The 26,773-nt window shown below is 68.2% G+C and carries 25 protein-coding genes, 1 tRNA gene and 1 pseudogene; 17 read left to right on the top strand and 10 right to left on the bottom strand.

Annotation, left to right across the window (positions count from 1 at the left end; genetic code table 11):
- Positions 1-103 precede the first annotated feature (103 nt).
- From ACMGFH_RS05425 to ACMGFH_RS05410, 4 genes and pseudogenes are all read left to right on the top strand, one after another.
- Positions 104-319 carry a ribbon-helix-helix domain-containing protein gene (locus ACMGFH_RS05425; RefSeq protein WP_274323873.1) on the top strand — a complete coding sequence of 72 codons (216 nt, stop codon included), beginning with the start codon at positions 104-106 and terminating at the stop codon, positions 317-319.
- Positions 320-385: 66 nt separating this feature from the next.
- On the top strand, positions 386-664 hold the full coding sequence (locus ACMGFH_RS05420; protein ID WP_415381792.1) for a UPF0058 family protein: 279 nt from the start codon (positions 386-388) through the stop codon (positions 662-664).
- 216 nt (positions 665-880) lie between these two features.
- A pseudogene (locus ACMGFH_RS05415) lies at positions 881-1,612 on the top strand (enoyl-CoA hydratase/isomerase family protein); the annotation flags it as partial.
- Between the two features lie 106 nt (positions 1,613-1,718).
- The gene (locus ACMGFH_RS05410; RefSeq protein WP_415381790.1) at positions 1,719-3,068 is read left to right on the top strand and encodes a cytochrome P450; all 1,350 of its coding nucleotides are present in this window, start codon (positions 1,719-1,721) and stop codon (positions 3,066-3,068) included.
- Between the two features lie 6 nt (positions 3,069-3,074).
- Here the strand turns inward: ACMGFH_RS05410 and ACMGFH_RS05405 are convergent, their stop codons facing one another.
- The 3 genes from ACMGFH_RS05405 to ACMGFH_RS05395 form a co-directional block, all read right to left on the bottom strand.
- A complete protein-coding gene (locus tag ACMGFH_RS05405) occupies positions 3,075-3,524 on the bottom strand; it encodes a hypothetical protein (RefSeq protein ID WP_415381789.1) in 450 nt (149 codons plus the stop codon).
- A gap of 349 nt (positions 3,525-3,873) precedes the next feature.
- A tRNA-Arg gene (locus ACMGFH_RS05400) sits at positions 3,874-3,946 on the bottom strand.
- Positions 3,947-4,028: 82 nt separating this feature from the next.
- A complete protein-coding gene (locus ACMGFH_RS05395) occupies positions 4,029-4,337 on the bottom strand; it encodes a twin-arginine translocase TatA/TatE family subunit (RefSeq protein WP_415381788.1) in 309 nt (102 codons plus the stop codon).
- A 149-nt stretch (positions 4,338-4,486) separates the two neighbouring features.
- On the opposite strand from ACMGFH_RS05395, the gene ACMGFH_RS05390 reads away from it, so the two are divergent.
- The 4 genes from ACMGFH_RS05390 (at position 4,487) to ACMGFH_RS05375 (ending at position 7,812) form a co-directional block, all read left to right on the top strand.
- The gene (locus ACMGFH_RS05390) at positions 4,487-4,963 is read left to right on the top strand and encodes a redoxin domain-containing protein (RefSeq protein WP_415381787.1); all 477 of its coding nucleotides are present in this window, start codon (positions 4,487-4,489) and stop codon (positions 4,961-4,963) included.
- Between the two features lie 80 nt (positions 4,964-5,043).
- The gene (locus ACMGFH_RS05385) at positions 5,044-5,835 is read left to right on the top strand and encodes an HD domain-containing protein (protein WP_415381786.1); all 792 of its coding nucleotides are present in this window, start codon (positions 5,044-5,046) and stop codon (positions 5,833-5,835) included.
- A gap of 92 nt (positions 5,836-5,927) precedes the next feature.
- Positions 5,928-7,220: an MFS transporter gene (locus ACMGFH_RS05380; RefSeq protein WP_415381785.1), complete on the top strand. Its 1,293-nt coding sequence runs from the start codon at positions 5,928-5,930 to the stop codon at positions 7,218-7,220.
- Between the two features lie 136 nt (positions 7,221-7,356).
- Positions 7,357-7,812, top strand: a complete 456-nt coding sequence (locus ACMGFH_RS05375; protein WP_415381784.1) for a hypothetical protein — start codon at positions 7,357-7,359, stop codon at positions 7,810-7,812.
- A gap of 145 nt (positions 7,813-7,957) precedes the next feature.
- On the opposite strand, the gene gfcR is transcribed toward ACMGFH_RS05375, so the two are convergent.
- Positions 7,958-8,593 carry a transcriptional regulator GfcR gene (gfcR, locus tag ACMGFH_RS05370; RefSeq protein WP_415381783.1) on the bottom strand — a complete coding sequence of 212 codons (636 nt, stop codon included), beginning with the start codon at positions 8,591-8,593 and terminating at the stop codon, positions 7,958-7,960.
- Between the two features lie 165 nt (positions 8,594-8,758).
- Here gfcR and ACMGFH_RS05365 point away from each other — a divergent pair, with 165 nt between their 5' ends.
- From ACMGFH_RS05365 to ACMGFH_RS05340, 6 genes are all read left to right on the top strand, one after another.
- Entirely contained in the window at positions 8,759-10,036 is a 1,278-nt protein-coding gene (locus ACMGFH_RS05365) for an HAD family hydrolase (RefSeq protein ID WP_415381782.1), read from the top strand.
- A gap of 140 nt (positions 10,037-10,176) precedes the next feature.
- Positions 10,177-11,241 carry a Gfo/Idh/MocA family protein gene (locus ACMGFH_RS05360; protein ID WP_415381781.1) on the top strand — a complete coding sequence of 355 codons (1,065 nt, stop codon included), beginning with the start codon at positions 10,177-10,179 and terminating at the stop codon, positions 11,239-11,241.
- 294 nt (positions 11,242-11,535) lie between these two features.
- On the top strand, positions 11,536-12,633 hold the full coding sequence (locus tag ACMGFH_RS05355; protein ID WP_415381780.1) for a glucose 1-dehydrogenase: 1,098 nt from the start codon (positions 11,536-11,538) through the stop codon (positions 12,631-12,633).
- A gap of 87 nt (positions 12,634-12,720) precedes the next feature.
- Complete coding sequence (trmB, locus tag ACMGFH_RS05350; protein ID WP_415381778.1) at positions 12,721-13,779, top strand: HTH-type sugar sensing transcriptional regulator TrmB; 1,059 nt, start codon at positions 12,721-12,723, stop codon at positions 13,777-13,779.
- A gap of 362 nt (positions 13,780-14,141) precedes the next feature.
- The gene (locus tag ACMGFH_RS05345; RefSeq protein WP_415381777.1) at positions 14,142-14,987 is read left to right on the top strand and encodes a helix-turn-helix transcriptional regulator; all 846 of its coding nucleotides are present in this window, start codon (positions 14,142-14,144) and stop codon (positions 14,985-14,987) included.
- Between the two features lie 261 nt (positions 14,988-15,248).
- Positions 15,249-15,896: a dolichyl-phosphate hexose transferase gene (locus tag ACMGFH_RS05340; protein ID WP_415383201.1), complete on the top strand. Its 648-nt coding sequence runs from the start codon at positions 15,249-15,251 to the stop codon at positions 15,894-15,896.
- Positions 15,897-15,908: 12 nt separating this feature from the next.
- Here the strand turns inward: ACMGFH_RS05340 and ACMGFH_RS05335 are convergent, their stop codons facing one another.
- Genes ACMGFH_RS05335 through ACMGFH_RS05310 form a run of 6 tightly spaced genes read right to left on the bottom strand, consistent with a single transcriptional unit; the run spans position 15,909 to position 23,765 of the window.
- Positions 15,909-16,511: a gluconate 2-dehydrogenase subunit 3 family protein gene (locus ACMGFH_RS05335; protein ID WP_415381776.1), complete on the bottom strand. Its 603-nt coding sequence runs from the start codon at positions 16,509-16,511 to the stop codon at positions 15,909-15,911.
- Positions 16,508-18,538, bottom strand: a complete 2,031-nt coding sequence (locus tag ACMGFH_RS05330) for an ArnT family glycosyltransferase (RefSeq protein ID WP_415381775.1) — start codon at positions 18,536-18,538, stop codon at positions 16,508-16,510. Before ACMGFH_RS05330 ends, ACMGFH_RS05335 begins: the two co-directional genes overlap by 4 nt.
- A gap of 1 nt (position 18,539) precedes the next feature.
- Positions 18,540-19,703 carry an ABC transporter ATP-binding protein gene (locus ACMGFH_RS05325; protein WP_415381774.1) on the bottom strand — a complete coding sequence of 388 codons (1,164 nt, stop codon included), beginning with the start codon at positions 19,701-19,703 and terminating at the stop codon, positions 18,540-18,542.
- 17 nt (positions 19,704-19,720) lie between these two features.
- Entirely contained in the window at positions 19,721-21,331 is a 1,611-nt protein-coding gene (locus ACMGFH_RS05320; RefSeq protein WP_415381773.1) for an ABC transporter permease, read from the bottom strand.
- The gene (locus ACMGFH_RS05315) at positions 21,328-22,551 is read right to left on the bottom strand and encodes an extracellular solute-binding protein (RefSeq protein WP_415381772.1); all 1,224 of its coding nucleotides are present in this window, start codon (positions 22,549-22,551) and stop codon (positions 21,328-21,330) included. The genes ACMGFH_RS05320 and ACMGFH_RS05315 overlap by 4 nt, the downstream gene beginning before the upstream one ends.
- A 53-nt stretch (positions 22,552-22,604) precedes the next feature.
- On the bottom strand, positions 22,605-23,765 hold the full coding sequence (locus ACMGFH_RS05310) for an alpha-1 4-glucan-protein synthase (protein ID WP_415381771.1): 1,161 nt from the start codon (positions 23,763-23,765) through the stop codon (positions 22,605-22,607).
- A gap of 304 nt (positions 23,766-24,069) precedes the next feature.
- Here ACMGFH_RS05310 and fabG point away from each other — a divergent pair, with 304 nt between their 5' ends.
- The 3 genes from fabG to ACMGFH_RS05295 are packed head-to-tail and all read left to right on the top strand — an operon-like array spanning position 24,070 to position 26,766.
- Positions 24,070-24,813: a 3-oxoacyl-[acyl-carrier-protein] reductase gene (gene fabG, locus ACMGFH_RS05305; protein WP_415381770.1), complete on the top strand. Its 744-nt coding sequence runs from the start codon at positions 24,070-24,072 to the stop codon at positions 24,811-24,813.
- A 1-nt stretch (position 24,814) separates the two neighbouring features.
- Positions 24,815-26,428 (top strand): acyl-CoA carboxylase subunit beta, encoded by a 1,614-nt coding sequence (locus ACMGFH_RS05300; protein ID WP_415381769.1) that lies wholly within the window; start codon positions 24,815-24,817, stop codon positions 26,426-26,428.
- Entirely contained in the window at positions 26,428-26,766 is a 339-nt protein-coding gene (locus ACMGFH_RS05295) for a hypothetical protein (RefSeq protein WP_415381768.1), read from the top strand. Before ACMGFH_RS05300 ends, ACMGFH_RS05295 begins: the two co-directional genes overlap by 1 nt.
- Positions 26,767-26,773 lie beyond the last annotated feature (7 nt).

Here is a 26,773-nt window from a genome sequence, read left to right as displayed (position 1 = left end):
CGCCGTGCCGAACCGGCGAAAAACCGCACGATGGGGGCTGTCCGGGCCGGATATAACCCCCGCCAGACTTAAATACCCCCTCACCGAAGATTCGACCGATCCGATGCCCAAGGTTGATCTCACGATCCCCGAACACCTCGAAATGCGTATCACCCAGCTCGTCGAGCAGGGTGAGTTCCTCAACCGGGAGGAAGCCATCGAGGACCTGCTCTCGACGGGGTTGAAGGCATACAAGACGAGCGGACCGATGGACGACGACGAGGACGCGGGGTACGAGGACGACGGGATGATGGGCCACGAAGACGAGTACGTCTTCTGACCGCGCGACTCCTGTGTGACCCACTGACGGACAATTCTTAAACCGGCGGTTACCGTACTGGCCCGCATGCACAAGGACGAACTGCTGGAACTCCACGCGCAGATGGTGATGATCAAGGACTACTTCGCCGACCTCGAAGACGTGGACTCGACGCTGTTCGACCCCTACGAGGAACTCGACGTCACGCCCGACGACGTCCACAAATCCAAGAGCGAACACAAACACGCCGTGTTCGTCCTCGGCAACGCCCTCGCCACCGCCATGAGCGAAGACGAGTTCTCCGACGCCGGCCGCGTCGGCAAGCGCATGAAGGAGCTCGCCGAAGACGCCGAGAAGAAGCTCTAGACGGCGGCTCTCTCGGAGACAGTTCGTCCCCTCGGGGTGGGATCCGCAGAACGGGAGGCGGGCAGTAACTCGGTGGCCCCGGTCGGGAGCCGGGGATGACTCGGGTGGAACGCCGGTCGCCGGTGGCTACTTGTCGCCTCCGGGCGCAGTCGACGCATGAGCGTCGCGGACATCGACCGCGAGAGCGAAGCGATCGCCTGTCAGATCGACGACCGCGGCCGCCTCGCGGTCACCATCGACCGCCCCGACAGCCTCAACGCCATCGACGACGCCGTCCGCGAGGAGATACCCGACCTCCTCGACCGCGTCGACGACGACGCCGTCCGTTGCGTGACGTTCGAGGGCGCTGGCGAGAAAGCCTTCAGCGCCGGTGCCGACATCGACAGCGTCGCTGATCGCACCCCAGCCGAGGCAATCGACGTGACGCCGCTGTACGAAGTCGTCGCCGAGTACCCCAGACCGACGCTGGCGGCGATTCGGGGGTACTGCCTCGGCGGCGGCCATGAACTCGCGCTGGCCTGCGACATGCGCGTCGCGTCGACCGACGCCGAGTTCGGCTTTCCGGAGATCAACCTCGGTCTGCTCCCCGGCGGCGGCGGGACCCAGCGACTCGTCCGACTCGTCGGCGAGGCGCGGGCGAAGGAACTCGTCTTCCGCGGTCACCGTATCGAGGCTGAGCGCGCCGCCGACTGGGGGCTGATCAACCGCGCGGTTTCTCCCGAGTCGTTCGAGGAGACCGTCGAGTCCTACGTCGACGACTTGACCAGCGGGCCGCCGCTGGCGCTGAAAGTCGCGAAGTCTGTTCTGAACAATGCCGAGGACACGAGTCTCGCCGCCGGGATGGCGATGGAGAGTCAGGGATTCGGCTTCCTCACCACGACCGAGGACTTCGAGGAAGGCCGCCGCGCGTTCCGGGAGGACCGCGACCCCGAGTTCCAGGGCGAGTGATCTGTCGGCAGCGACACCGATAATCGGTCGGCACGGACGCCGATCGTCGGTCGGCACGCGAGCCGACCGCCCGATCGGTTATTCCTGTCGCGCCCGTATCACGAGTATGGAGAACGCGTCCGCGACGGAGACGACGGTCGTCCGTCCGCCGGGGCCGAGCGGTCGGCCGGTGGTCGGCAGCCTCTTCGAGTTCCTGCGTGACGAGTACGCCTTCAGAGAGCGCTGCGCCCGCGAGTACGGTGACCTCGCGTACTACGAGGTGCTCGGAACCCCGTTCTACCAGGTGAACAGTCCCGAGGGCATCGAACACGTCCTCGTCCACAACAACGGGAACTACGTCAAGGGCGAGCTGTTCCAGGAGTCGCTCGGCCCCGTCCTCGGCAACGGTTTGCTCAACAGCGAAGGGGAGTTCTGGCGGCGCCAGCGTCATCTCATCGGCCCCGCGTTCGAGCCCGACCGCATCGCCGAGTACGCCGAGACGATGGTCGAGCGCAGCGAGCAGACGGCCGCGCAGTGGCGCGACGGCGCCGTCCGCGACGTGAACGAGGACATGATGGAGCTCACCCTCGAAATCGTCGCGGACGCGCTGTTCGGCGTCGACGTGGGCCGCGACGTGAACACCGTCGCTTCCTCCCTGCAGGTCGTGATGGACTACCAGGAAGGGTTCAGCGCCGACATGCTCCCCGTGGACGTCCCGACGCCGGGCAAGTTCCGCCTCCAGCGCGCCATCGACGACCTCGAATCGGTCGTCTACCGGATCGTCGACGAGCGCGCCCGCAACCCCGGCGACGACGTCGTCTCCCGGATGCTTGCTGTCGAAGACGAGTCGGGCGAAGGGATGTCCCGCGAGCAGATCCGCGACGAGGTGATGACGCTCCTGCTCGCCGGCCACGAGACCACCGCGCTCGCGCTGACGTTCACCACCCTCCTGCTCGCGCAGCATCCGTCCGTCGAGGAGCGCCTCCTCGCGGAACTCGACGAGCATCTGGGAGGCGACCCGCCGACCGTCGGGGATGTGCGGAATCTCCCGTATCTCGAAAACGTGGTGAAGGAATCGATGCGGCTCTACCCGCCGGTGCCCGCGATCGTCCGCGAGGCGGTCGGTCGCGACGAGATAGCGGGCTACACGATCCCCGAGGGATCGACGCTCTCGATCAACCAGTGGACCGTCCACCGCGATCCCGATCTCTACGACGACCCGATGGCGTTCCGACCCGACCGGTGGACCGACGAGATGGAGCAGTCGCTGCCGCGGCTGGCCTACTTCCCGTTCTCCGCCGGGCCGCGCCGCTGCGTCGGCGATCGCTTCGCGATGCTGGAGGCGAAGGTCGTCCTCGCGACCCTGCTCCAGCGGTACCACCTCGAACTCGTCTCCGACCCGTCGCTCGACCTCGTGGCGACCATCACCGCGCGACCGCGGAATCCGGTGCTGATGCGGGTCCACGAGCGAGAGTAACGAATCTCATCGTCGCTCTGCCGGGTTCTCGCGGTCGGGGACCCAGGTGAGCCGTCCCAGTCCGTTCCTGAATCGACGGACCGTCTCAGCGGCACCCCAACGGATCGCGAGGACGTACGCGACCAGCGCCGCGACGAGGTGGCCGACAGCCATGATCGAGGCGCTCTCGGTAGATAGCGCGACGACGATGACGAGCGGCACCCGAACTGCGACGTTGGCAGCGAAGAATCCGATCGATTCCAGGGTTCCGGGCCGATTGCCGGTGATCTCGGTGACGGCTATCACGCCTGCACCGAGCACGAGCCCGGCCTCCATCGCGGTGAGGGGCAGTGGCCGATCCATCGACTGGACGAGCCGGGTCGCGATGGTCCCGACTGGCAGTCCGACGAAGACGTACGCCACGAGGAGCGCGCCGAGCTCTTTTGCTTCGGTAGCAAGCCGGCCCTCGTAATCCATCGGTCAGTTCTCGCTCCCTGACTGGCGTAAGTCTTGTCCTATCGACAGGTGCCGTAGCGGGAGTGAGCAAACGCGAAGCGTTTGCGAACTACGCCACGCACGCGAGCGTGGCGGGACTGAGCGAAACCTCCGGTTTCGCGATGGTCGGAAGACGTCTACGGCGTCTTCCGGGATTCGAACCATGTCAGACATGCTCGCTTCGCTGCGCGTGTCTTCCCTGATTAGAATCCCGTTCCGGTTCGCTCACTGCGTTCGCTGACGGGCGTGGCGGGAGTGAGCAAACGCGAAGCGTTTGCGAACTACGCCACGGCCGCGAGCGTGTTCCGAACGGACGTGAGGAACCGCGAAGCGGGCGTGGCGGGATTCGAACCCGCGATCGAGGGGTTAGGAACCCCTCGCCCTGTCCCCTAGGCCACACGCCCTACCGGAGCCAGCGAGCGCCGGGAGAAAAACCCTTGCTGTTGCTCGGCGGGGCTGTGAAGAGAGGGGGGAGAGAACGGACCGTTATTCGCTGGACGTCGCCGATTCCTTGTCGGCTTCGCGCTCGGCTTCGGTCTTGAGGATCTCGCCGTCCTCGTCGACGATGTTACCCTCGTCGTCGATGGTCGCGCCCTCTTTCATCTCTTCGAGCTCCTGTTCGACCTGCTCGCGACCCTTCTGGAACTCGCCCATGGCCTGACCTGTCGACCGCGCGAGTTTCGGGATCTTGTTCGCGCCGAACAGCAACACGGCGATGAGCAGGATGACGATCAGCTCCGTCCCGCCCGGCATGCCCCCGACCGGGAACAGGGGGATGAGTGCTTCTTGCAACATCTCTACCCGACGGTTACTCGGTGCCGATTATAACCTTTTTGCTGTCTATCATGGGGTAGAACCGCTCTCATCAATCTTTCGCCGGCCCCGGATCCGGACGGCTCGTCCGGTGGCGCAAGGCCCTTTCCGGGGGAGTCCGACCCTCGCGTATGGTCGACGTCGGAGACACCGCGCCGGAGTTCACCGCACCGCTGGCGAACGGGGACGTGGCCGAGTTCGCGCTCTCGGAGCGACTGGACGAGGCACCGCTCGTCCTCGCCTCCTTCCCGGGCGCGTTCACCGGCGTCTGCACGCACGAGATGGAGACCTTCGAGGAACGGCTGGAGGAGTTCGACGATCTCGGCGCAACAGTCTACGGGATCAGCGTCGACACGCCGTTCGCACTGAACGCCTTCCGCGAGGACAGCGGCCTGACGTACGGGCTGATCAGCGACACCAACAGGCGGATCGTGGACGCCTACGACCTGAGCATGGACTTCGCGTCGATGGGTGTCGAGGACGTGGCGAAACGATCCGTCCTGGTGATCGACGGCGACCGGGAGGTCCGGTACGCCTGGGTGGCCGACGATCCGGGGATCGAACCGGACTACGACGAGGTGCACGAGGCGGTCGAAACGCTCTCGTGATCGGCGGCGTGCGCGGAATCGAAGGGAATTGAGATCCGGTGGGGCAGGGGTTTTTGCGTCCGCGGGCGGACCGTACTGCCATGAGCGACCAATCGTACGACCCGGACGCCGCGCACGACTTCCCCGACGAGCGCCTCAACGAGGTGCTCGCATACATCGACGACGACGAGGAGGTCCAGACGTACCTCGACGCCCAGAACGTCAATCCGGTGGCGCGCATGCGCTACAACGACCACGGCGCGAAACACGTCAGCATCGTTCGCGACCGCGCGCTGACGCTGTACGAACTCCTCCACGCCGGAGACGTCGAGTTCAACGGTGCGGCCGATCAGGGTCTCGACGTCGCCGACGAACCCGTGATCGTCGGGCTCGCGGCGACGCTGCACGACATCGGGCACGTCGTCCACCGGGACGAACACCCCTACTACTCCATCCCGCTGGCGGCGGACCTGCTCGACCGCATCCTCCCGGAGTTCTACGACACCGGCGACGCCGTTCGCGTGAAGGGCGAGGTCCTGCACGCGATCCTCTGTCACCACACGCCGGAGACGCCCCTGACCACGGAGGCGGGCATCGTTCGGCTGGCCGACGGGCTGGACATGGAACACGGTCGGTCGCGGTACCCCTACGAGCGGGGCGGTCGCGGGATCAACACGGTGTCGAGCCAGGCCATCCGGTCGGTGTCGCTCGACGCCGGCGAGGACGCGGCGGTCCTCGTGGAGATCGAGATGGACAACGCCGCGGGCGTCTACCAGGTCGACGAGCTGCTCAAGGCCAAGCTCAACGGGTCGGGCCTTGAAGACAACGTCCGCATCGTCGCCGTCAACTCCTCCGACGGCGGCGACAACATCGTCGAGCGGATCGAACTGTAGACCGCGCGATCGGGCTCGTCTCGGTGGACCGACAGGCGGAAGGGACCGCCGCGGTCGAAACGCCTTCTTTTCCGTAGTCGAAGTCGGATCCAGTGAGCAGTGAGTCCAGCGGATCGCTGCGGTTGCTCCGGAACCCGGAGTTCCTGGCCCTCGCGGGCACCGCGTTCGCTCGCTCGCAGGCCTACTCGACGATCGCCATCGCGCTCGCCCTGTACGCGGACATCTTCGCGACCTCCGGGACCGTCGAAGGGCTGTTCGGGACGGCCTTCGCGCTCGTCCAACTGATCATCGTCCTCCCGCTGGGGCGGGCGATCGACACCGGGAACGCCAAGCGGTACCTGCTCGTGGGGCTGGTCCTGAACGTCGGCGTCTTCGTCGGGTTCGCCATGGTCGAGACGGTGGACCACGTCATCCTCATGCGCGTGCTCCAGGGGTTCAGCGCGAGCCTGCTGTGGATCACCGGATCGGCCGTCGTCGGGGAGATCAGTCCCGACGCCGAGCGCGGCCAGTGGCTCGGGACCTACAACCAGGTCGGGGCGTTCTCGAGCCTCGCCGGCGACCTGGTCGGCGGCATCCTGTTGGCGACGAGCGGGTTCACGCTCACGTACAGCGTCCTCAGCGGGGTGACGCTGCTGGCGGCGGTGGGCGTCTACTTCTTCCTCCGCGACGACCCCGGCGGCCAGTCAGACCCGGAGGAGGCCACGGGCGTCGAGACGCTGCGGCTGCTGCTCGGGCGCTCGGCCGTCCGCGCGCTGGTCGTCTTCCGGTTCGGCCTGAGCTTCGGCAAGATGGCCGTCATCCTCTTTCTGCCCATCTACGCGCGGACGAGATTCGGGATGAACCCGATTCTCGTCGGCGGTATCCTCGCGGGCGGGAAACTCACGAAGTCGCTGACCCAGGGGATGGTCGGGTCGTACACCGACAGCCTCGGCCACAAGCACCTGTTCGTCTTCACGGGCGCGGTGCTGTACGCGGTCGGCGCGGCCGTCATCCCCTTCGCCGAGTACGCGGTCGGCTGGTTCGCGCCGATGACGGTCGCCGTCGGGTCGCTGTCGACCACGCTCCCGCCCGCCTTCTTCCCGCTGTTCGGCGCCTTCGCCATCTGCGGTGTCGCCGACAGCATCCGGTTGCCGGCGAGCATGGCGCTGTTCGTCGAGGAGGGCGAGCACTTCGATGCCGTCGCGGGGAGCCTCTCGCTGCGCTCTATCGCGTGGAAGGTCGGGCAGGTCGCCGGCCCCGTTTCCGTCGGTGCGCTCTGGGACGCCACGTCGGTGTTCGCCGCGTTCTTCACCGCCAGCGCGTTCATCGCCGTGGCCGCGGTGGCGTTCCTCGGCCTCTACCACGTCGAACCCGCGCCCGAACACGTTCCGACCGCCGGGGACTGAGAGCAGATTCGGGTGGCGGTCGGGGGGCGAACTCCGCCGCCGGAACGGCCGAAACGACCTGACGGGAAACCGGTAGTACCACGCGCGTGCCACTGGTTGGCACAATGATTTTTACCGTCCCGCCCCAAGCGTATGTATGAGCCAGTCCCCCCTCGACGGGTCCGACAGGGAGGGTCGGAGCGTCGCGGACGCCGACCGCGGAACGGAGTCCGTCTCGGTGTTCGATCGGGTGGTCGACCGCCTCCGGTCGGTCGGACGATCCCTGCGCGCCCGGCTTTCGACCGTGACCGAACGATCCGACGACTACGACGGGATCGAATCCGCGGAGCGAGCGAACTTTCCGGTCCGGTCCGATCGGTCGCGCTCCGTCCAGTGCGTCGGACTGACAGAGGAAGTGCTCGAGGGGGACGGACGCGCGGTGACGGACGACCTCGTCCGGGCCCGGACCGGGGACGGCTCGGACCGCGACGGGCCAACGGACGACCGGCCGGATCTCATCGTGCGCTGGAACGACGACGAACTCACCCTGCGCGCGCCCGACGACCCGGACGCCCACATCACCTCGACCCACTGGGAAGACGTCAGGCGCTGACTCCCGGAAGAGCCGTCACCTCGGATGTTACATCTCGTTTTGACGCCGCCGAGCGACGCTCCGGAGCGGCCGCTCGGCCGGCCGAGAAGAGAGAAGCGGCGTCGGTCGAACCGGAGCGGACCGACCGCGGCGGTCGGGAGCGCGGTTACTCGGACTGTCCGACCCGGAGGACCTGGACGAGCGAGTAGACGGGGACGCCTTCGATGTCTTCGACGCCGCGCTTATCGGTGAGGACGGCGCAGGCGACGGGCTCGCCGCCCTGTTCGCGGATCGCCTCGACTGTCTCGGTCATCGTCGTGCCGCTGGTGATGGTGTCGTCGACCACGTAGCACTCGCGGCCGCGGATCTGCGAGAAGTTCCGCGAGAACGACCCCGAGAGGTCCTCGGTCTCGCCGTCGTCCCACTGGTGTTTGCTCGGGGCGTAGGTCCCCAGATCGGTGTCGAGCTCGCGCGCGACGGTCGTTGCGATGGGCGCGCCGGCCTTCTCGATCCCGATGGTCAGGTCGACCTCGTCGCCCTGCTTGGAGAGCAGGTCGGCGACGGCCCGGCCGACGTGGGTGAGCCGGGCGCTGTCCCGGCCGATCGCGCTCCAGTCGACGTGGATGTCGTGGGGGCTGTGGGACTTCGGTGCGGTGTCGGTCGTAGTCGTCGCGCCGCTGCGGGAGACGAGCCAGGAGGCGGTCTCTTTCGAGACGTTCAGCTCGTCGGCGATCTCCCCCTTCGAGAGACCGCGCTCGGCCAGCTCGGCCGCGCTGTCGATGAGATCGTCGATGTTCTTCATGCGTGTTACGTGCTCTTTCGCACGCGGGGGTGTTACCCGTTGTGGGTTCTCGCCGAGGCGTGGCACACCCGCGGCGTCGGCGGGCCGCGACGGACCGCGGCCCGCGAGAGCGCCGGATCGGCCGATCCCAACCTACACAACGGTGCCCCACACTACCCTCCAGCAATGGAACGCTACGACCAGCTCTATCGGCTCTACGACGAGTTCGACACCGACACGCTGCGGGCCCATCAGGCGTTCGTCGACCTCTTCCCGCCGCTGGACTCGCGGGTCGCGCTCACCTACTGGGAAGACGCAAGCGACGAGCTCGCGGCCCTGCGCGGGGAGATACGCGACGCGTTCCCCGGGACGGGCGAGACGTACGCGGCCGTCGCCGCCCACGCGACGCGTGACCAGGCCTTTACCGGGCTCGACCTGGCGACCAAGTACGGCCGGCCGGTGAACGCGCTCGTCCTCGACGTCGACGAGACGCTCCGCTCGGCGGGGACGACGGACAACGAGATCCCTCGCGAGACGTTGCACCTCCTGACGGAGTTCCACGAGGCCGGCGTCCCGATCGTCGTCTGCACGGGCCAGACCCTGGAGAACGTGAAGGGCTTTCTCAGCCAGGGGCTGGGCAACGCCGTCGTCAACTCCGGCGACGTGAGCGTCGTCTACGAGAGCGGGACCGGCGTGTTCACGCCCGGCCACGGGCCGGAGACCAAGCGACTGCTCTACGAGGACCTCGACGAGGAGGTCCGGTCGGTGTTCGAGCGGCTCCGCCAGCGCGTGTTGACGGACGCGCCCGAGGCGGTGGCCCGCGGCTGCCACCTGCAAGGCAACGAGTTCAACGTCACGCTGAAGCCGAACTTCGAGACCGGGAGCGAGGCCGCCGGCGAGGTGATCGACGACGCGCTCGTCTACCTGCTCGACCTCCTCGGCGTCGCCGTCGCCGACTTCCTCGACGCGGTCGAAGCGCCGAACGAGGGAAGCGACGAGCGGATCGTCGGCGCGGCGGCCGGCGAGTGGACCCGCGCCTTCTACGCCGCTCGCGACCCCGAGATCAGCGCGGTGCTCGACGAGCGTGGCGAGGCGACCGAAGACGTCGAGGTGCCCGGCGCGGTGTCGTCTTTCCTCGACCGCGTCGACGTGGCGTACTACGAGGCCGACGCGGCGGAGGTCGTCAGCCGCGAACTCAACAAGCCCGTCGGCGTCGACGCGGCCTTCGACGTGCTGGGGATCGACGACCCCTTCGCGCTGGTGCTGGGCGACAGCAAGAGCGACCTGCGGGTCATGGAGTGGATCGACGAGGAGGACGCTGGCATCGCCGCCGCGCCGGAGCACGCCTCGGCCGTGGTCCTGGAGCACGTCCGGTCGACGGACGACCTGGTCTTCCCGGCGGGCGACGCCGGCGACGTGCTCCGGACCGTCTACGCGCTGAACAGGCTCGTCTCCGTCGAGTGAGCGCGCGTCGGGCCAGGTAATCCCGCGCGCGCTCCGGTTCGCGGTAACGTTCACGGCGAGCGAAATTTCGAGCCGCGTATGACGGGATATTTACGGTAGTCCGTGCGTACCTTTCCGTAGAACTTCACGGAGTCAACATCATGGTCGATATCTCATCTGTCAGACTCGGCATCGTCGGACTGGGCAACATCGGACACCACCACGCTGAGCGGTTCGTCGACCAGGGCGCCAACCTGGTCGGCGGCGTCGACATCGCGGAGGGCGCTCGCGCGTCGTTCGCCGACGAGTTCGGCGTTCGGACGTACGAGAACCACCACGACCTCTACGAGGAAGTCGACGCGGTCGCGGTCACGACGCCGAACAAGTTCCACGAGCAGTACGTCGTCGACGCGCTCGACGCCGGCCTGGACGTCCTCGTCGAGAAGCCCCTCGCCAGCACGCTCCCGGCCGCCGAGCGCATCGCGGAGGCCACCGAGGACGCCGACGGGTTCTGCATGGTCGGCTTCCACACCCGCTTCGAGAACCCCGTCGAGGTCATCAACGCCTACCGCGAGAAGGGCCGCTTCGGCGATCTGAGCCACGTCGAAGCCAACTACATCCGCCGGCGGGGCGTCCCCGGCCGCGGCTCGTGGTTCACGAGCAAGGAAGTCGCCGGCGGCGGCGCGCTCATCGATATCGGCGTTCACGCCGTCGACCTCTCGCTGTACCTGCTCGGCTACCCCGAGGTCGAAGAGGTCAGCGGCGTCACGCGCTCGCAGTTCGGCGGCCGCGACGACTACACCTACATCCAGATGTGGGGCGAGGACCAGGGTCCCGAGGGGTTCAACGTCGACGACTCCGCGACGGCGCTGATCCGCTGTGCCGACGACCGAACCATCTCCCTGGAGGTCGCCTGGGCGGTCAACCGACCGAAGAAACAGGAGTACGTCCTCCGCGGCACCGAGTCCGGCGCCACCTTCCGCCCGGCCGAGGGCGTCACCTTCCACGAGTCCGGCGTCGACGGTGCGGGCCACATGGTCGAAGCCGACATCGAGACGCAGAACAACGACCCCCACGCGGCCGAGCAGACCTACTTCCTCGAACACTGCGCGCGCGGCGAGACGCCCGAACGCAACACCGTCGAGCAGGGCCTGACCGTCCAGCGCGTCCTCGACGCGATCTACCGCTCCAGCGAGAGCGGCGAAGCGGTCACCGTCGACGACTGACGACGCGAACCGCCGAGTCTCGCTCTCTCCGCTCCCGGCTTCTGACTCCACTCTCTCCCAGTTTCTGCCTGCACCCTCTCCGCTTCGTTCCCCCGACTCCCGCCGGTACGCCCCTCGATCCCGCCCGGTTCTCTCGATTCCAGTCGCGCCTCTCGACACTCGCCGACGAGTCGGTCTCTCGGGTGAGAGCCCGTCACACGCCGGATCCCGCCCGACAGTGGCCGGTCCGTTCGGCGGCCCCGACCCGTTCCAGAAAGACTTAACTCGGAACAGAGTACATTTTTCGACCAACTGATGAAAGCAATCGCAGTCGAGCGGGGCTCGGAGGGTCCCGCGGTGATCGAGAAGCCGAGGCCGGAACCGGGCGAGGGAGAGGCCCTGTTACGGACGCTCCGGGTCGGGGTCGACGGGACCGATCACGAGGTCATCGGCGGGTCCCACGGCGGCTTCCCCGAGGGCGAGGATCACATGGTGCTGGGCCACGAGGCCGTCGCAGTGGTCGAAGACGCCGACGGTACCGACCTCGACGAGGGCGACGTGGTCGTTCCGACGGTCCGTCGCCCTCCGGCCGACGGGACGAACGAGTACTTCGAGCGCGGCGAACCGGACATGGCCCCCGAGGGGGAGTACGTCGAGCGCGGGATCGTCGGCGACCACGGCTACATGGCGGAGTACTTCACCAGTTCCCCCGAGTACCTGGTCCCGTTCCCCGAGGACCTGTGGGAGTTCGGCTTCTTCGCCGAGCCGGTCAGCATCACCGAGAAGGCGCTCGAACACGCATACGCGTCGCGGTCGGCGTTCGACTGGTCGCCCGAGTCCGCGCTGGTGCTCGGCAACCGCTCGCTCGGCCTGATCACGCTCGCGATGCTGGAATTCGGCGTCGAGAGCGACCGCTCGTTCGCCGAGCACGACTTCGACCGGACGTACTGCCTCGGCCGGCGCGAGCGGCCCGACCTGACGGTGGACATCATCGAGGAGATCGGCGCGACGTACGTCAACTCGAACGAGACGCCGCTGGACGCGGTCCCGGAGGACTTCGAGCCGATGGACTTCGTCTACGAGGCCACGGGGTACGCTCCCCACGCGTTCGAGACGGTCGAGGCGCTCGCCCCGAACGGCGTCGGCGCGCTGCTAGGCATCCCGGACTCCTGGGAGTTCGAGGTCGACGGCGGACGGATCCACAACGAACTCGTCCTCCACAACAAGGCCCTGGTCGGGACGGTCAACTCTCACGTCAAGCACTTCGAGGGCGCGATCGACGTGCTGGAGGAACTCCCGGGGTGGCTGCTGGAGGACCTGGTGACGACGGTCGCGACGCCGGAGGACGTGGCCCCCGCCTTCGAGTACGGCCACGACCAGATCAAGGCCGTCGTCGAGTTCGATACGCTATGAGCGCGACGCGGCGCGGTCCGAGCGGTCGAACGGTCGACTGTGTGAAGGGACAGACTGATTTGGTCGCTCGCGGAAGGTGGAACCGACATGGCTGGTGACGACCTCCTCGACTCCCTCGAAGCCGTCTCGGAGCGGTTCAACTTCGGGGAGTACGAGGCGAAGGCGTACCTCACGATCCTCGAACACGGCCAGGTGACTGCCTCGGAGATCTCAGACTACACGGACATCCCTCAACCCCGCGTCTACGACACGGTCCGGAGCCTCAGCGACATCGGCCTCGTCGAACTCCGGGAGTCACGTCCGATGAAGGTCCTCGCGCTCGACCCCGCGGAGGCGTTCGACGACCTCCAGGAGTCGCTCGACACGCTCGTCGACGGCCTCGAACAGCAGTACACCGAGCCCGCCCGCGGGACCGAGGCCGTCTCGCTGGTCAAGTCCCGGCCGACGATCCTCCGCTACCTCTCTGAGGTGATCGATTCGGCTGACTACGAGCTAATGCTGTCGCTGACGCCCGAACTGCTCGACCGCTTCGAGAGCCAGCTCCGCCGCCAGCACGAGGAGGGCGTGGCGATCGAGATCCTGCTGTCGCCGGCCGCGGAGGTCCCGGCCACCGACGAGTACGACTACGAATCGCTCGCGAGCACCGTCAAGAAGCGCCGCGGCGTCACGACGCCGGTCATCGCCGTCGCCGACGGTCGCTACTCCATCTACGCGACCCGCGAGAGCCTCAAGGGCGACACCGACCGCTACGGCGTCATCTTCGACCGGTCCGAGCTGGGGTTCCTCGTATCGATGTTCATGAACACGGTCCTGTGGACGACCGCCGAGACCGTCACGGAGAACGGCGAGGAACTGGACTTCCCGCGCCGCTACGGGACAATCCGCCGCGCGATCGCCGACGTCGCCGCGCTGGAGGGCGAGTTCTACGCCACGATCGAGGGGCGGGACGTCCTCACCGGCGAGGAGATCGTCGTCTCCGGGAAGGTCGCGGAGGCGAACCTCACACCGAGCCTCGAAGAGGCGTCGCTCGTCGTCCAGACCGACGACGAACGTATCACCGTCGGCGGCCAGGTCGCCGCCTTCGAGGACATCGAATCATTCGAGATCCACATCGGTCGCGACTCGCCCCCGGAACCGGCGGACTGACCGCTCGGCTTCGTCCGTCCGCGGTTTCCTCTCGATCCGTGTTCTCGGTCACGTCCGCACTCAGTTTCCATCGACCGGCCGAGAACTGACTGCGCTCGCGACCGTCGACTACCGGCAGAATCGACCGCGACCCGCGGGCATCGCGCCGGGGAAGAGAGAACGCGTTTCGAAAGAGGTGACGGGTGATCGCCAGGTGGGCCGCTCTCCCCCCTCAAGGTCGAGTAGCCAGCAGGGACCCTGCATCCCCCATCGAACCGCATCCTGTCCTCGTCCCCGCAACGGTATAAATCTTGAACTTTTCACCCGCACAGTATTCCAGTCTTCAAATAACGTTCCAGAAGACCGAAGTAGCTCCAATACATATGGAATCCGATAATGGGAGCGAGAGACAGGCGCGTCCGGTCGGCTGGCGGGGTGAACCGGTCGTGACCACGGAGAAGATCGTCGGATACGTGCTGAGTTCCTCGGTTCGAACGGACGTGCTCTCGTCGGTGGTCGCCGAGCGACAGCCCGTGGACGCGCTGATCGACTCGATCGATGCGAGCGAGTCGGCCGTGTACAACGCGGTCGGCGAACTCGAACGCAAGGGCCTGGTCAGAACCGTCGACGGCAAACGGGTGGCGACGGGCAGCGGGCAGCTCGTCGCCGACCTGCTCGAACAGCAGGAGAACCTCTGTCGCCTGCTCGAAGACGACTACTGGCGGACGCACGACGTCGCCGCGCTCCCTCGCCGGTTCAGACTCCGGCTGACCGAACTCGCGGACGCCGAAGTGTTCCGCGCCACGGACACCGATCCCCACGCCATCGTTCGGGAGGTGCGCGACCGCGTCGAACGCGCCGGCACGGACGTCCACATCGTCACGCCGATCTACCAGGCGGAGTACGAGGCGGTCATGCCCGATTCGCCCGACTCGCGACTCGTCGTCGACACCACCGTCGCGCTGGAGGCGCTCGACCGCATCGACTCGCCGGACGACGCCCGGCAGTGGGAGGAGACCCCCGTCCGCGTCCTCGACGCGCCCGTCGGCGTCGGCGTCACCGACAACGAGGTCATGCTCTCGCTCCCGACCATCGACAGACAGTACGACTCACGCACCGAGGTGCTGGCCGAGGACGAGCGGGCCATCGAATGGGGCCGCGACCTCTTCGAGTACTACTGGGACCGTGCCGTCCCCAACGAAGCGTTCTTGGCCGAACAATTCGAGTGACCCCGAGTCGCTCCCGTCCCTACGCGGAACACGCACAGTATTTTTGGCGAACCTAAAAATTCAAGGGGGTCGAGCCGAGAGTGACGAGCAATGAGTCAGTTACAGCGAGACGGGTCGGACGGCCAGCGAGACGACGCCGCGACCGATAGCGGGGAACCGACGAGCGCTGGAGATGCGACGAGCGAGCGGGGGGCGACGGACGTAGAGTCGTCGGCCGAGACGGCCGCCGGGACGTACGCGTTCGACGACCTGACGGTCGTGATGGGGACGTACAACGAGGAGGAAGCCATCGGGACGGTTCTGGAGGACGTCGAGCGCGTGACAGACGGGCGCGCGAACGTCGTCTGCGTGGACGGCTCCGACGACCGGACGCCGGAGATCGCTCGCGACCACGGCGCCCGCGTCATCGAACAGGAACCACAGGGGTACGGCGTCGCCGTCCGCGAGGCCGTCCTCGCCGCCGATCGGCCGGTGGTCGTCACGACGGACTGCGACGACACCTACCCGATGGACGCGCTGCCGGAGTTCCTCGCGGCGATCAACGACGGCGCAGACGTGGTCAGCGGCGACCGCATCACGCCCGGCGCCGACGCCATGCCGACGCTCAATCGGCAAGGCAACCGCGCCTTCGCACTGCTCGCGAGCGTCCTGATGGGACGTCGCGTTCGCGACACGACGACGGGGATGCGCGCCTACCGCCGCGAGGTCGTCCAGGAGATATCCTGGACGGAGAACACCGGGCTCTCCGCGGAACTGCTCATCCGCCCGCTCATGCGCGGCTACGACGTGCGAGAGCGAGCGATCGACTACGACGAGCGCAAAGGCGAGACGAAACTCGACCCCTTATCCGGCGGCGCGGCCATCGCGAAGTCCATCGTGAAGGTCTGTCTGGAAGAGCGACGCCGATAGCGAGCGCGACCGTCAGTCCGGGCCGCGACGGTAGCTCTCCGTTCCGCCGGGGTGGCCTTGCGGGTTCTCTATCCCCACGAGTTCGGCGCCTGTCGGCGACGAGTACAGCGCGAACAGCAACTCGTTGACGACGTAGTAGCGGACGCGCGCCGCGTCGGACCCGTCCGGGTCGGGGTCGGCCTCGCGGACGCCCATCCGGTCGAGCGCCTCCTCGCGGCCGGCCGGGTCGAGTGACGCGAACGACTCCTCGTACCAGGCGCCGGTCCACTCCGACAGGTACCCGACGGCGTCCGCGATACCGGCCGCGTGGTCGGGCTGCGCGCTCGCTCGCCCGCGGACGAACGCCGTCACGAACGAGTCGACTCCCTCCACTTCGCTCGGATAGACCGTCTCCGCGACGGCCGTGAGGACAGTGAGGTCGTCGGCGGTGATGGCACCGTAGGGAGGGGCGTCGCCCCCGTCCTGACCGTTCTCGGCCGTCTCGGCGTCGTCACCGTCGCCGTCGTCGCCGTCCGCCGCCGAGAGCGCGAGCGCACCGCCGCCGGCCACGCCGACGGCCGCGAGCGCGGCCAGCGCGTCCCGACGAGACAGTTTCGCGGAGTTCGAGTCGGTCATGGTGTGTCAGTGACGGAGTCGGTCGCGGTCAGGTTCGTCTCGACGAAGACGCCGTCGGGCGCCGTCTCCGGGATGTACGCCGCCTCGCCCCCGCAGGAACGCGCGCCGCGGCAGAGTTCGACCCGCGGCGTGAACGCGCGGACGCGGCCGTCAGTCGCGTCGACGGGCAGGTCGAAGCGGTAGGTGAAACTCCCGCCGGGTCCGTAGTCGACGAAGGCGCTCAGCCGAACCGTCTCGCGTCCCGAGACGGCCAGTGTCTGGTTCGATGGCCCATCCGTCCCCGAGAGCCCGACAGTCCCGTTGGCGAGGCGGAATCCGACGGTCGCGTCGTCGTCCGTCGGACCCGCGACGTGGTAGACGCTCTCCTCGTCGGTCCCCAGTCTGAACGTGACGCCGTCGGCCCTGGCGGGGACGCCGACCGTCGCGTTCATCGCGACTCCGGGCCCGGAGACGTCCGCGACGCGCTGGAGCCGCGCGGCGCGCGGCGACCCGTCGAACGGCGCCCACGGACCCCGGTAGACGTACCGATACAGCGTCCGGTTCGGGAAGGCGTCGGCCGTCTCGAACGGTCTGTCGTCGATAGCGTAGACGGCCCGCCCGTCGTAGCCCGGGTCGTTCCGGAGCGCCTGGAACGGGTGGTTGAGCCAGTCGCCGTACGGGTCCGGGAGGAGGACGAGCGAGTTCGCGGGGGGACCGCCCGCGAAGGGCTCGTAGGCGGTCTCGTAGGTCTCGGTCACCTCCGCGTTGCGCTCGACCCGCTCGTCGACGGTGTCGGCGGTGACGACGCCGACGACGCCGGCGCTGACGAGCAGCACGGCGGCGAACCCGACCCGAGCGGCCCGCGCGTCGAGCGGCGGTCTGTCGGCGAGCGCGTCGCGGACGGCTCCCGCGAGCGCGACGACGCCGACCGCGGCGAAGGTCGCTGTCGGGAGGAGCAGGTCGAAGTGGTAGTACGGACCGAGGGCGGCGACCAGGCCGTCGCCGGCCCGTTCGAGGTCGCCGAGGACGTTGAAATTACCCCAGAAGTAGACGTTTCCGGCGGGGACGGTCAGAAAGACGCCCGCGAGGGTCGCCTGCCGCGCGGTGAGCCCGCGCCGGAGCGCGACCGCCAGGCCGCCCGTGGCGAGCGCCGCGCCGACGAGGCCGCCGGCGACCCACTCGCTGAAAAACAGCCAGAGGACGCGGCCGTTCGCGCGGAGCGCGAGTTCCGGCGTGTACTCGATCTCGTGGCCGAGAATGCGTCGCTCGCCGAACCCGAGCCCGTCGAGCGGGGCGAACGCCTCGTAGGGGAAGACCAGCGGCGACCCCGTCACGACGGCGTTGTACCCAAGGGCGACCGCGACGCCGACGAGACCGAGCGCCGCCGTCGTCGCCTGCCGGGGCAGGTTGCCGCCGAAATCGCGCCGGAGGGTCCAGAGCGCGTGGACGACGAACGGGGAGGCGAAGAGGACGGCCGTGAACGGGCGCGAGAAGAAGGCCAGTCCGACCGCGGCGCCGGCCGCGGCGGCCCACCGCCGATCCCCGGTCCGGTCCGCCCGGAGGTAGGAGTACGCGAAGAGCAGATTCAGGAGCGTCGTCGGCGCGTACGGCAGGAACACCGACGAGTTGAGGACGAACAGCGGCGAGGCGAGGACGAACAGGGCGGCGACGAGCGCCGTCCGGCAGTCGTCGAAGGCCTCGCGGACGACGCCGGCGACGAGGGCGACGTTGCCCGCGGCGACGGCGACGAGCGCCAGGCGGTACCCGCCCGCGAGCTTCCCGAGCGCGAACATCGCGGCGGGCACCGGCGAGTACTTCGGGTAGAGGCCGTCGTCGCCCTCGACGAAGAACCAGGGCCGGAACATGTCCTCGACCGGCGGGCGCAGGTACAGCTGTCCCTCCAGGAGTATCGCGGCCTGCTGGAGGTAGACGCCTTCGTCGTGGTTGAGCGAGTGGTACGGAAACAGCCGGTTCGCGACGAGCCAGACGACGACGGCGCCCAGGAGCGCGACGGCGGCCGTGCCGACGGTCGCTGTGCGCCGACGCATGTCACTCGGCGGGGAACCAGGCCAGCGGGTGGTCGACGCGGAGGTCGACCCGGACGCGCTGGTCGAGCGCGAGGTCGTCCGCGTGGTTGTGCTCGCAGTACACCACGTCGCCCCCGTCGAGTTCGACCTGGTAGACGAACGACGGTCCCGTGTACTGCCGGTGGACGATCTCGCCGTTGCCCGAGTCCGCATCGGCGTCGGCGCTCGTCGCTGTCTCGTGGCCCGGGTCCTCGTCGGCGGGCGTCGCCACGAGGTCGTCCGGCCGGACCATCACGTCGATGAGCGCGCCGTCGTACTCGGGGCCGAGCCCCTCGATCACGTCGACCGGGAGCGTCCCGAGGTCGGTCTCGACGGCGCCGGAGGCGAGTTCGCCCGAGACGAAGCCGGCCTGGCCGAGGAACTCCGCGACGAAGCGCGATTCGGGCTGCTCGAAGACCACCTCGGGGCGGCCGACCTGCTCGACGCTCCCATCGTGGATCACGGCGACGCGGTCGCTGATCGAGAGCGCCTCCTCCTGGTCGTGCGTGACCGAGACGGCCGTGACGCCTGTCTCCTTGATGATGTTGCGAACCTCCTCGCGCATTTCGGTCCGGAGGCTCACGTCGAGGTTCGAGAACGGCTCGTCGAGCAGGAGGACGTCGGGTTCGGGCGCGAGCGACCGCGCGAGCGCGACGCGCTGGCGCTGGCCGCCCGAGAGGTCGTCGGGGCTGTGGTCGCCGTACTCCCCGAGGCTCACGAGGTCGAGGAGTTCTGTGACCCGTTCCTCGCGCTCCTCGGCCGGCCAGTGCTCGATGCCGAAGGCGACGTTCTCCGCGACGGTGAGGTGCGGGAAGAGGGCGAACGACTGGAAGACCAGCCCCACGTCGCGGTCGTCCGGCGCGACGAAGGTGTCGGGGCCGGCGACCGACTCGCCGTCGACGCCGATCGACCCCGCGTCCGGGCGGTCGAGCCCGGCAAGCAGTCGGAGCGTCGTCGTCTTCCCGCAGCCCGACGGACCGAGGAGCGTGAGCAGCTCCCCCTCGTAGACGGTCAGCGAGAGGTCGTCGACCGCCCGCTCGGCGCCGAACGCGCGCGTCACGCCGTCGAGTTCCAGCACGGACTCCCCGCGCTCGCGCTCCGCGCCGACGCGTTCGTTCGCCGCCGATGGGACAGTGTGTTCGATCATCGTCGGGGGTTAGGGGATCAGTCGTCCTCCTGTGCCAAAAGCACAGCCATCGAGAGGCCGGAGACGGCCACGAGCACGAACGCCGGGATCGCTGCCTGTCCGTACATACCCGCCTCCTCGGCCCGCCAGATGAACGTCGCCAGCGTGTCGAAGCCGAGCGGCCGCAGCAGCAGTGTCGCCGGCAGCTCCTTCATCGACGTGAGGAAGACGAGCGCCGCTCCCGTCACGATGCCCGGGACGATGAGCGGGAGCGTCACGGCCCGGAACGCCTCGGCCCGCGACCGGCCGAGCGTCCGCGCCGCCTCGACGAGCTGTCGGTCGACCTGCATCGTCGACGTCCGGATCGACCCGATTGCCTGGGGCATGAACCGGACGACGTAGGCGAACACGAGTATGGGGATGGTTCGGTCGAGCGCGGGCACCACGTCGAGGCTGAAGCTCACGAGCGCGATGGCGAGGACGATCCCCGGCGTCGCGTACCCAACGTAGGGGACCCGGGCCGTCAACGACGAGAGGCGGGAGTCGGCGGCCACCGACCGGAGCGCGACCGGGAGCGCGACGAGGACGGAGGCCCCCGCGGCGAGCAGCGACACGTAGACGGAGTTCCAGCCGAAGGACCACGAGAACGTGAGGCGGGCGAACTCGTAGCCGGGCCCCCCGCGGACTAGCCACATCGCGAAGATACCGATCGGGAGGACCAGCGCGGCGACGGCCACCAGCGCCGGCAGGACCAGCGCGGGATAGCGCCACAGCCCGAGGTCGAGTTCCGCGGCGCCGCGGTTGCCCCGGCTCGCGTACGCGCCCGAGTCGTCGGCGCCGATCCGCGACTCGGCGGCCAGGATGACGGCGGTCACCGCGAGCAACTGGATCGACAGCAGCGCGGCGTAGCCGTCGAGGTTGGCCCGGTGGCGGCTGTAGATGAACTGCGTGAACACGTCGACGTTCATGAAGTTCGGCGTCCCGAAGTCCGCGAGCGTGTACAGCGCGACCAGCAGCGCGCCAGCGGCGATGCCGGGGAGTATCTGGGGGAGCGTCACCCGGCGGAACGCCCCCAGCCGGCCGCAGTTGAGCGTCCGCGCCGCCTCGACGAGCGACGCGTCGAGCGACAGCAGCGACGCGCGTGTCGTGAGGAAGACGTACGGGTAGGTGTACAGCGTCAGGATCAGCGCCGCACCGGCGAACCCCTCGACGGTCGGGACAGTGATTCCGAGCGGCGCGAGCGCGTCAGAGAGCGCTCCCCGGGGACCGAAGGCCGAGAGCGCGGCGAAGGCGCCGAGGTAACTGGGCACGGCCAGCGGGAGCGCGACGAGCACGGTCCAGAAGCGCCGGAACGGGATGGCCGCCTGCACGGTCAACACGGCCAACGGGACACCGATCAGGGCGGCCGCGCCGGTGACGACCGCGACGAGGGCCACGCTGCGACCGAGGACGGCGAGCGTCTGCGAGTCGACGGCGAGTTCGAGCGCGCGCGGACCGAGGGTCGCGGCGTCGACGGCGAGCCAGCCGAGCGGGAAGACGAGCGCGACGGCGATGACAGTCGCCAGGACGCCGACGCCGACCCCGACGAGGCGGTCGGCGTCACCGGTAACGCGGTCGACCGCCGGTGCGACCCGCTCGCGGACGCTCATCCCAGGACGCCGGCGTCGCGCATGAGCTGCAGCGTCGGTTCGATGTTAGCCAGCTCCGCCAGGTCGATGTCCGGCGGACTGAGCTCGTCGACCGTCGGCAGGCCGCCGACCGGCTGGACGCCGGGGATCATCGGATAGGCGAAACTCACCGTCGCGAAGAACTCCTGGGCCTCCGCCGAGAGCAGGTGTCGGATGAAGTTGGAGACGAGCTCCTGCTTCTCGGTGCCCTTGATGGCGAGCGCGCCGGCGACGTTGACCAGCGCGCCGGCGTCGCCCTCCGTGAACGCCAGGTCGATGGGCGCGTCCGGCCGCTGGTTCTTGACGCGCATCGCGTAGTAGTGGTTCGCGAACCCGGCCGAGAGCGCGCCGTCCGCGACCTGCTGGGAGACGACGTACTCGTTCCCGAAGCGCTCGGTCCCGGCGTCCTGCATGTCGGTGAGCCACTGTCGGGTGGCGTCTTTCCCCTCGATGAGCCGCATCGCGGTGACGAACGACTTGAACGCGCCGTAGGTCGGCGCCCATCCCATCGAGTCCTGGAGCGCGTCCGCGCTCGGGAACTCGGCGACCTTCGACGGGACGTCGCTGGCGCTCAGTTCGTCCGTGTTGTACGGGACCGCACGCGCTCGACCGGCGACGCCGACCCACGCGTTGTCCGACCCGCGGAAACCCGACGGGACGGGGTCGACCGTCTCTTCCGGGAGGGGATCGTACGCGTCGTTGTTGGCGACGTAGCCGAGCGAACTGGCGTCGATGGACCAGAACACGTCCGCGTTGGGCGACCCGGCGTCCACCTCGTCGACGATGCGAGAGGCCAGCGACGACGATCCCGCGTCCGAGGAGAAGACGTTGAAATCAGGGTAGATCTCCTGGAGCATCTCGACGAACTGGTAGTAGATGCCGCCCTCGCCGCCGCCGATGTAGAGGTTCAGGTCGCCGGACAGGTCCGGCAGGTCCTGGAGGGACGTCCCCTCGGGCGCGGGTCGCCCGGAGGCGAGCGTCCCCGACCCGCGGAACTCCGTGAGCGAGGGGATATCGACGCTCCCACCTTGCCCAGTGGTATCGCCACCGTCGCCTCCATCGCTTTCGCCGTCGGCGCTCCCGTCGTCCGTCTCCGTCCCGTCACCGCCGGACAGCCCCGAACACCCCGCGAGCCCCACAGCGGTGCCCGCCGCGAGTGTCTTCAGCATGCGACGCCGTCCGTACCGCGCGTGCTCCGTCATGTGTTTTAGGCTACCCTAAAGAAATAAAAACCTCCCGGTATCGTTCCGGGGCGTCAGTCGTCGGTGGCGGCCGCGCTCCGCTCGGGGCGCGATGCGTCGAGCGCGTCGAGACAGGCGAGCCAGTCGCGCATGTGGTCGCCCACGAAGTTGAGGAACTCCCCGTTCTCGTAGTCGAACTCGCCGTCGGCGAGCGCGCCCGCGATGGCCTCGAAGACGCCGGCGAAGCTGTCGGCGTCGCCGCCGACCCCGTCCGCGATCTCCCAGACGTGCTCGTTGAGTTCCAGCCCGGGCACCTCGTTGTTGAGGTCGCCGAACGTCGAGCGCGGCGCCTTGTTGTGCTCACAGAGGGGTCCGCCGTTGTAGATCTGCTTGCCGAGCACGTCGCAGGCGCGCTTGAGGAAGACGCCGCTCCAGATGTCGTCGAAGCGGCCCACGTCCCACTCGTTGTCGTCCATCGGTAGCTGGTAGAACGCGGGGATCACCTCGCGGCGGAAGGCCAGATTCATCGAGCACACGGTGAGGTAGTCGCCCTCGGCGGCGACGAAGTCCTCGCCGTAGTCGTCGGCGCTGAGCCGTGTCTGGGCCTGCCCCTGCAAGTCGCCGTCCATGAGGATGCGAACGGCGTCCAGATCGGGCACGTTCGTCCACAGGCCCTGCGAGGCGACCACGTCGTCGACGTCCGTCGCGTCCGTCTCGACGGTCTCGCCCATCGCGCTGTAGGGGTAGCCCCGTGGGTAGAGTTCGTGGTCGTCGACGTTCTGATAGAGGACGTTCACCCATCGCTCGTCCGAGGAGACTTCGGTTATCTCGCCCTCGTACGCCAGGTTGTCGAGGTGGCGTCCGAAGAAGTCGTACTCCTCGTGGGGCAGCGTGTCGTCGTCGATGAAGAAACCGACGTCGTAGTCGCCGGCCCACATGTACAGCAGGCCGAAACTCGTCTCGGCGTGGCTCGCGGCCGGGACGACGTGCTCGTACTCGGCGACGCCGTGGCGGCGGTACCACTGCTCGCGGCGAGTCCCGTCGAAGACCTCCCCCGAGAGCCCCTCTTCGTCGAGCATCGCCGCCATCTCGTCGGTCTCGCAGAAGTCCTCGGTGACGAGCACGACCTGCAGTCTGTCGAGGTCGAACCCGTGCTCGCGGGCGTTCTCGGCGTACGCCCGCACGCACTCGTATTCCCGTATCGTCGGCACCACGACGCAGATGTCCCGTGTCATCGGTCTCGTACTCGTACGTGTTTAGGTCGGCCTAAAGAAACTGTCGTTATCGGTCCCCGGACGGCTGTCGACCGGGACGGATGCCCTATTACCTTCGTAGGAATAGAAACGTGTCCGGGATGTGTCCGGCGGTCACGGATCGGCCGCGACGGGCCGTCTATCGTCGCTCGTCCGCGCTTCCCGTCGTCTCCCCGTCCGGAGAGGATCGATATATTATGTAAATAGTCCAAGGGGAACTATTAACCCGTTTCCGGGGGCCACTGTAGGACATGAGAACGCACCGACGCGACGGGGGGTGTTCCCCATGAACCTGGACGACCAGACGTGTCTCGTGACGGGGAGTTCCCGGGGTATCGGGAAGGGTATCGCGGAGGACCTCGCGGACCGCGGTGCCGACGTGGTGGTCAACTACCGCTCGTCGGCGGCGGAAGCGAAGGCGGTCGTCGAGTCGATCGAAGACGACGGCGGGACGGCGATCGCCGCGCAGGCGGACGTGTCCGACTTCGACGACGTGCAGGCGATGGGCGAGGAGATCCGCGACGCGCTCGGGCCGGTCGACGTGCTCGTCAACAACGCGGGGATCACCGTCGACAAGAAGTTCGAGAACATGAGCCGCGACGACTGGGAGGCGGTCATCGACGTCAACCTCGGCGGCGTGTACAACTGCACGAAGACGTTCTTCGACGACATCAAGGAGTCGCGCCACGGCCGACTCATCAACATCTCCTCGGTCGTCGGCCAGCAGGGCAACTACGGCCAGGCCAACTACGCGACGACGAAGTCCGGCTTGTTCGGGTTCACGCGGACGCTCGCCCTGGAGATGGCCTCGTCGGGGTCGACGGCCAACTGCATCGCGCCGGGGTTCGTCGCGACCGACATGCTCGAGGAGGTCCCCGAACGCGTCCAGGAGAAGATCCTGCGCGACATCCCGCTCAACCGCTTCGCGACTGTGGAGGACATCTGCGGGATCGTCTCGTTCGTCGCCAGCGAGGAGTCGAGTTACATGACGGGACAGGTCATCGGCGTCAACGGCGGCATGGAGTGGTGAGATGAGCAGCGACGAGACCGACGACGCGACAGACGGGCCGGGCACAGCAGCGGGCGACGACACCGCGGGCGAGGAGTCACCGCTGGAGGAGCTCCGGCGGCGTCGCGAGGAGTCGCGGTTGGGCGGCGGCGAGGAGCGCATCGAGCGCCAGCACGCCCGCGGCAAGATGACCGCCCACGAGCGCGTCGAGTACCTCCTCGACGACGGCACGTTCACCGAGATCGACGCCTTCGTCGAGCACCGCTCGACCAACTTCGGGATGGACGAAAAGGAGTTCCCCGGCGACGCGGTCGTCACGGGCTACGGCGACGTGAACGGACGCAAGGTGTTCGTCTTCGCCCACGACTTCACCGTCCTCGGCGGCTCCGTGGGGGAAGTGGTCGCCGAGAAGATCTGCAAGGTGATGGACCGCGCCACCGAGGCGGGGGTTCCGGTCGTCGGCCTGAACGACTCGGGCGGCGCGCGCATCCAGGAGGGCGTCGACTCGCTGGTCGGGTTCGCCAAGATATTCGAGCGCAACACGAAGGCCTCGGGGATGATCCCCCAGATCTCGGCCATCATGGGTCCCTGCGCCGGCGGCGCGACCTACTCGCCGGCGCTGACCGACTTCACGTTCATGGTCCAGGACACCTCGCACATGTTCATCACCGGGCCGGACGTCATCGAGACGGTCACCGGCGAGCAGGTGTCGAAGGAGGAACTGGGCGGCGCGGGCTCCCATTCCACGAAGTCCGGCGTCGCGCACTTCGCCTGTCAGGACGAGGAAGCGGCGCTGGATAACATCCGGCGACTGCTCTCGTACCTGCCCCAGAACAACATGGAGGATCCGCCCCAGGTGTCGTCGTGGGACGACCCCGACCGGGAGCTCGACGGGATCACCGACATCGTCCCGGAGGCGCCGCGCAAGCCCTACGACATGACGAAGGTCATCGACCGAGTGGTCGACGAGGACTCCTTCTTCGAGGTCCACGAGAACTGGGCGCGCAACGTCGTCGTCGGGTACGCGCGGATGGACGGGCGAGTCGTCGGCATCGTCGCCAACCAGCCCCGCGTCAGCGCGGGCACGCTCGACATCGACGCCTCGGAGAAGGCGGCCCGGTTCATCCGGACCTGCGACTCGTTCAACGTGCCCATCGTCTCGTTGGTCGACGTGCCGGGGTTCATGCCCGGCACCGATCAGGAGCACAACGGGATCATCCGCCGGGGCGCGAAGCTCATCTACGCCTACGCGGAGGCGACGGTCCCGCTGCTCTCCGTCGTGGTGCGCAAGGCCTACGGCGGTGCCTACATCGTCATGTCCTCGAAGTTCCTCGGGTCGGACGTGAACTACGCGTGGCCCGCCTCGGAGATGGCGGTGCTCGGGCCCCGCGGCGCGGTGAACATTCTCTATCGGAAGGAGCTCCAGCAAGCAGCGGACACCGACGCCCGCCGCCAGGAGCTGATGGACGAGTTCCGCGAGGAGTTCGCCCACCCCTACGGCCCCGCCAAGCGCGGGTACCTCGACGACGTAATCGAACCGAAGGACACGCGCAAGCGCCTCATCCGCGACCTGGAGATGCTGGAGCGCAAGCGCGAGGACAGCCCGCCGAAAGACCACGGCAACATCCCACTGTAATGGCCGAAGCAGAGCTCTCAGACGGCGGTTCGGAGGCGTCGAACGAGTCGACCGAGGGCGACGAGACGGTGACGGTCGCGCTCGACGACTCCGAGGTGTCGGTGTCGATCCCCGCGGACGCGGACGAGGCCGAAGCGGCGGCGATCGCGTCGGCGGTGGGCGCCCACCTCCACGACCGACAGGTCGCGGCGGCCGCTGCCGCAGCCGCGGACGACGAACCCGACCGGGTCGACTCGTGGAAGCTGGCGAGTCGAATGAAAGCGCGCGGTCGCAGTCGCTGGCCGAAAGACGTGCGACGCGGCGAGGAGTGGAAGGCGGCGGCGCGCTCGTTCTACTGAGCGGGGC

The organism is Halosimplex rarum, assembly GCF_047715405.1.
Classification (GTDB): domain Archaea; phylum Halobacteriota; class Halobacteria; order Halobacteriales; family Haloarculaceae; genus Halosimplex; species Halosimplex rarum.
Note: the sequence above shows the minus strand (reverse complement) of the source record. Positions and strands in the feature narration are given on the sequence as shown.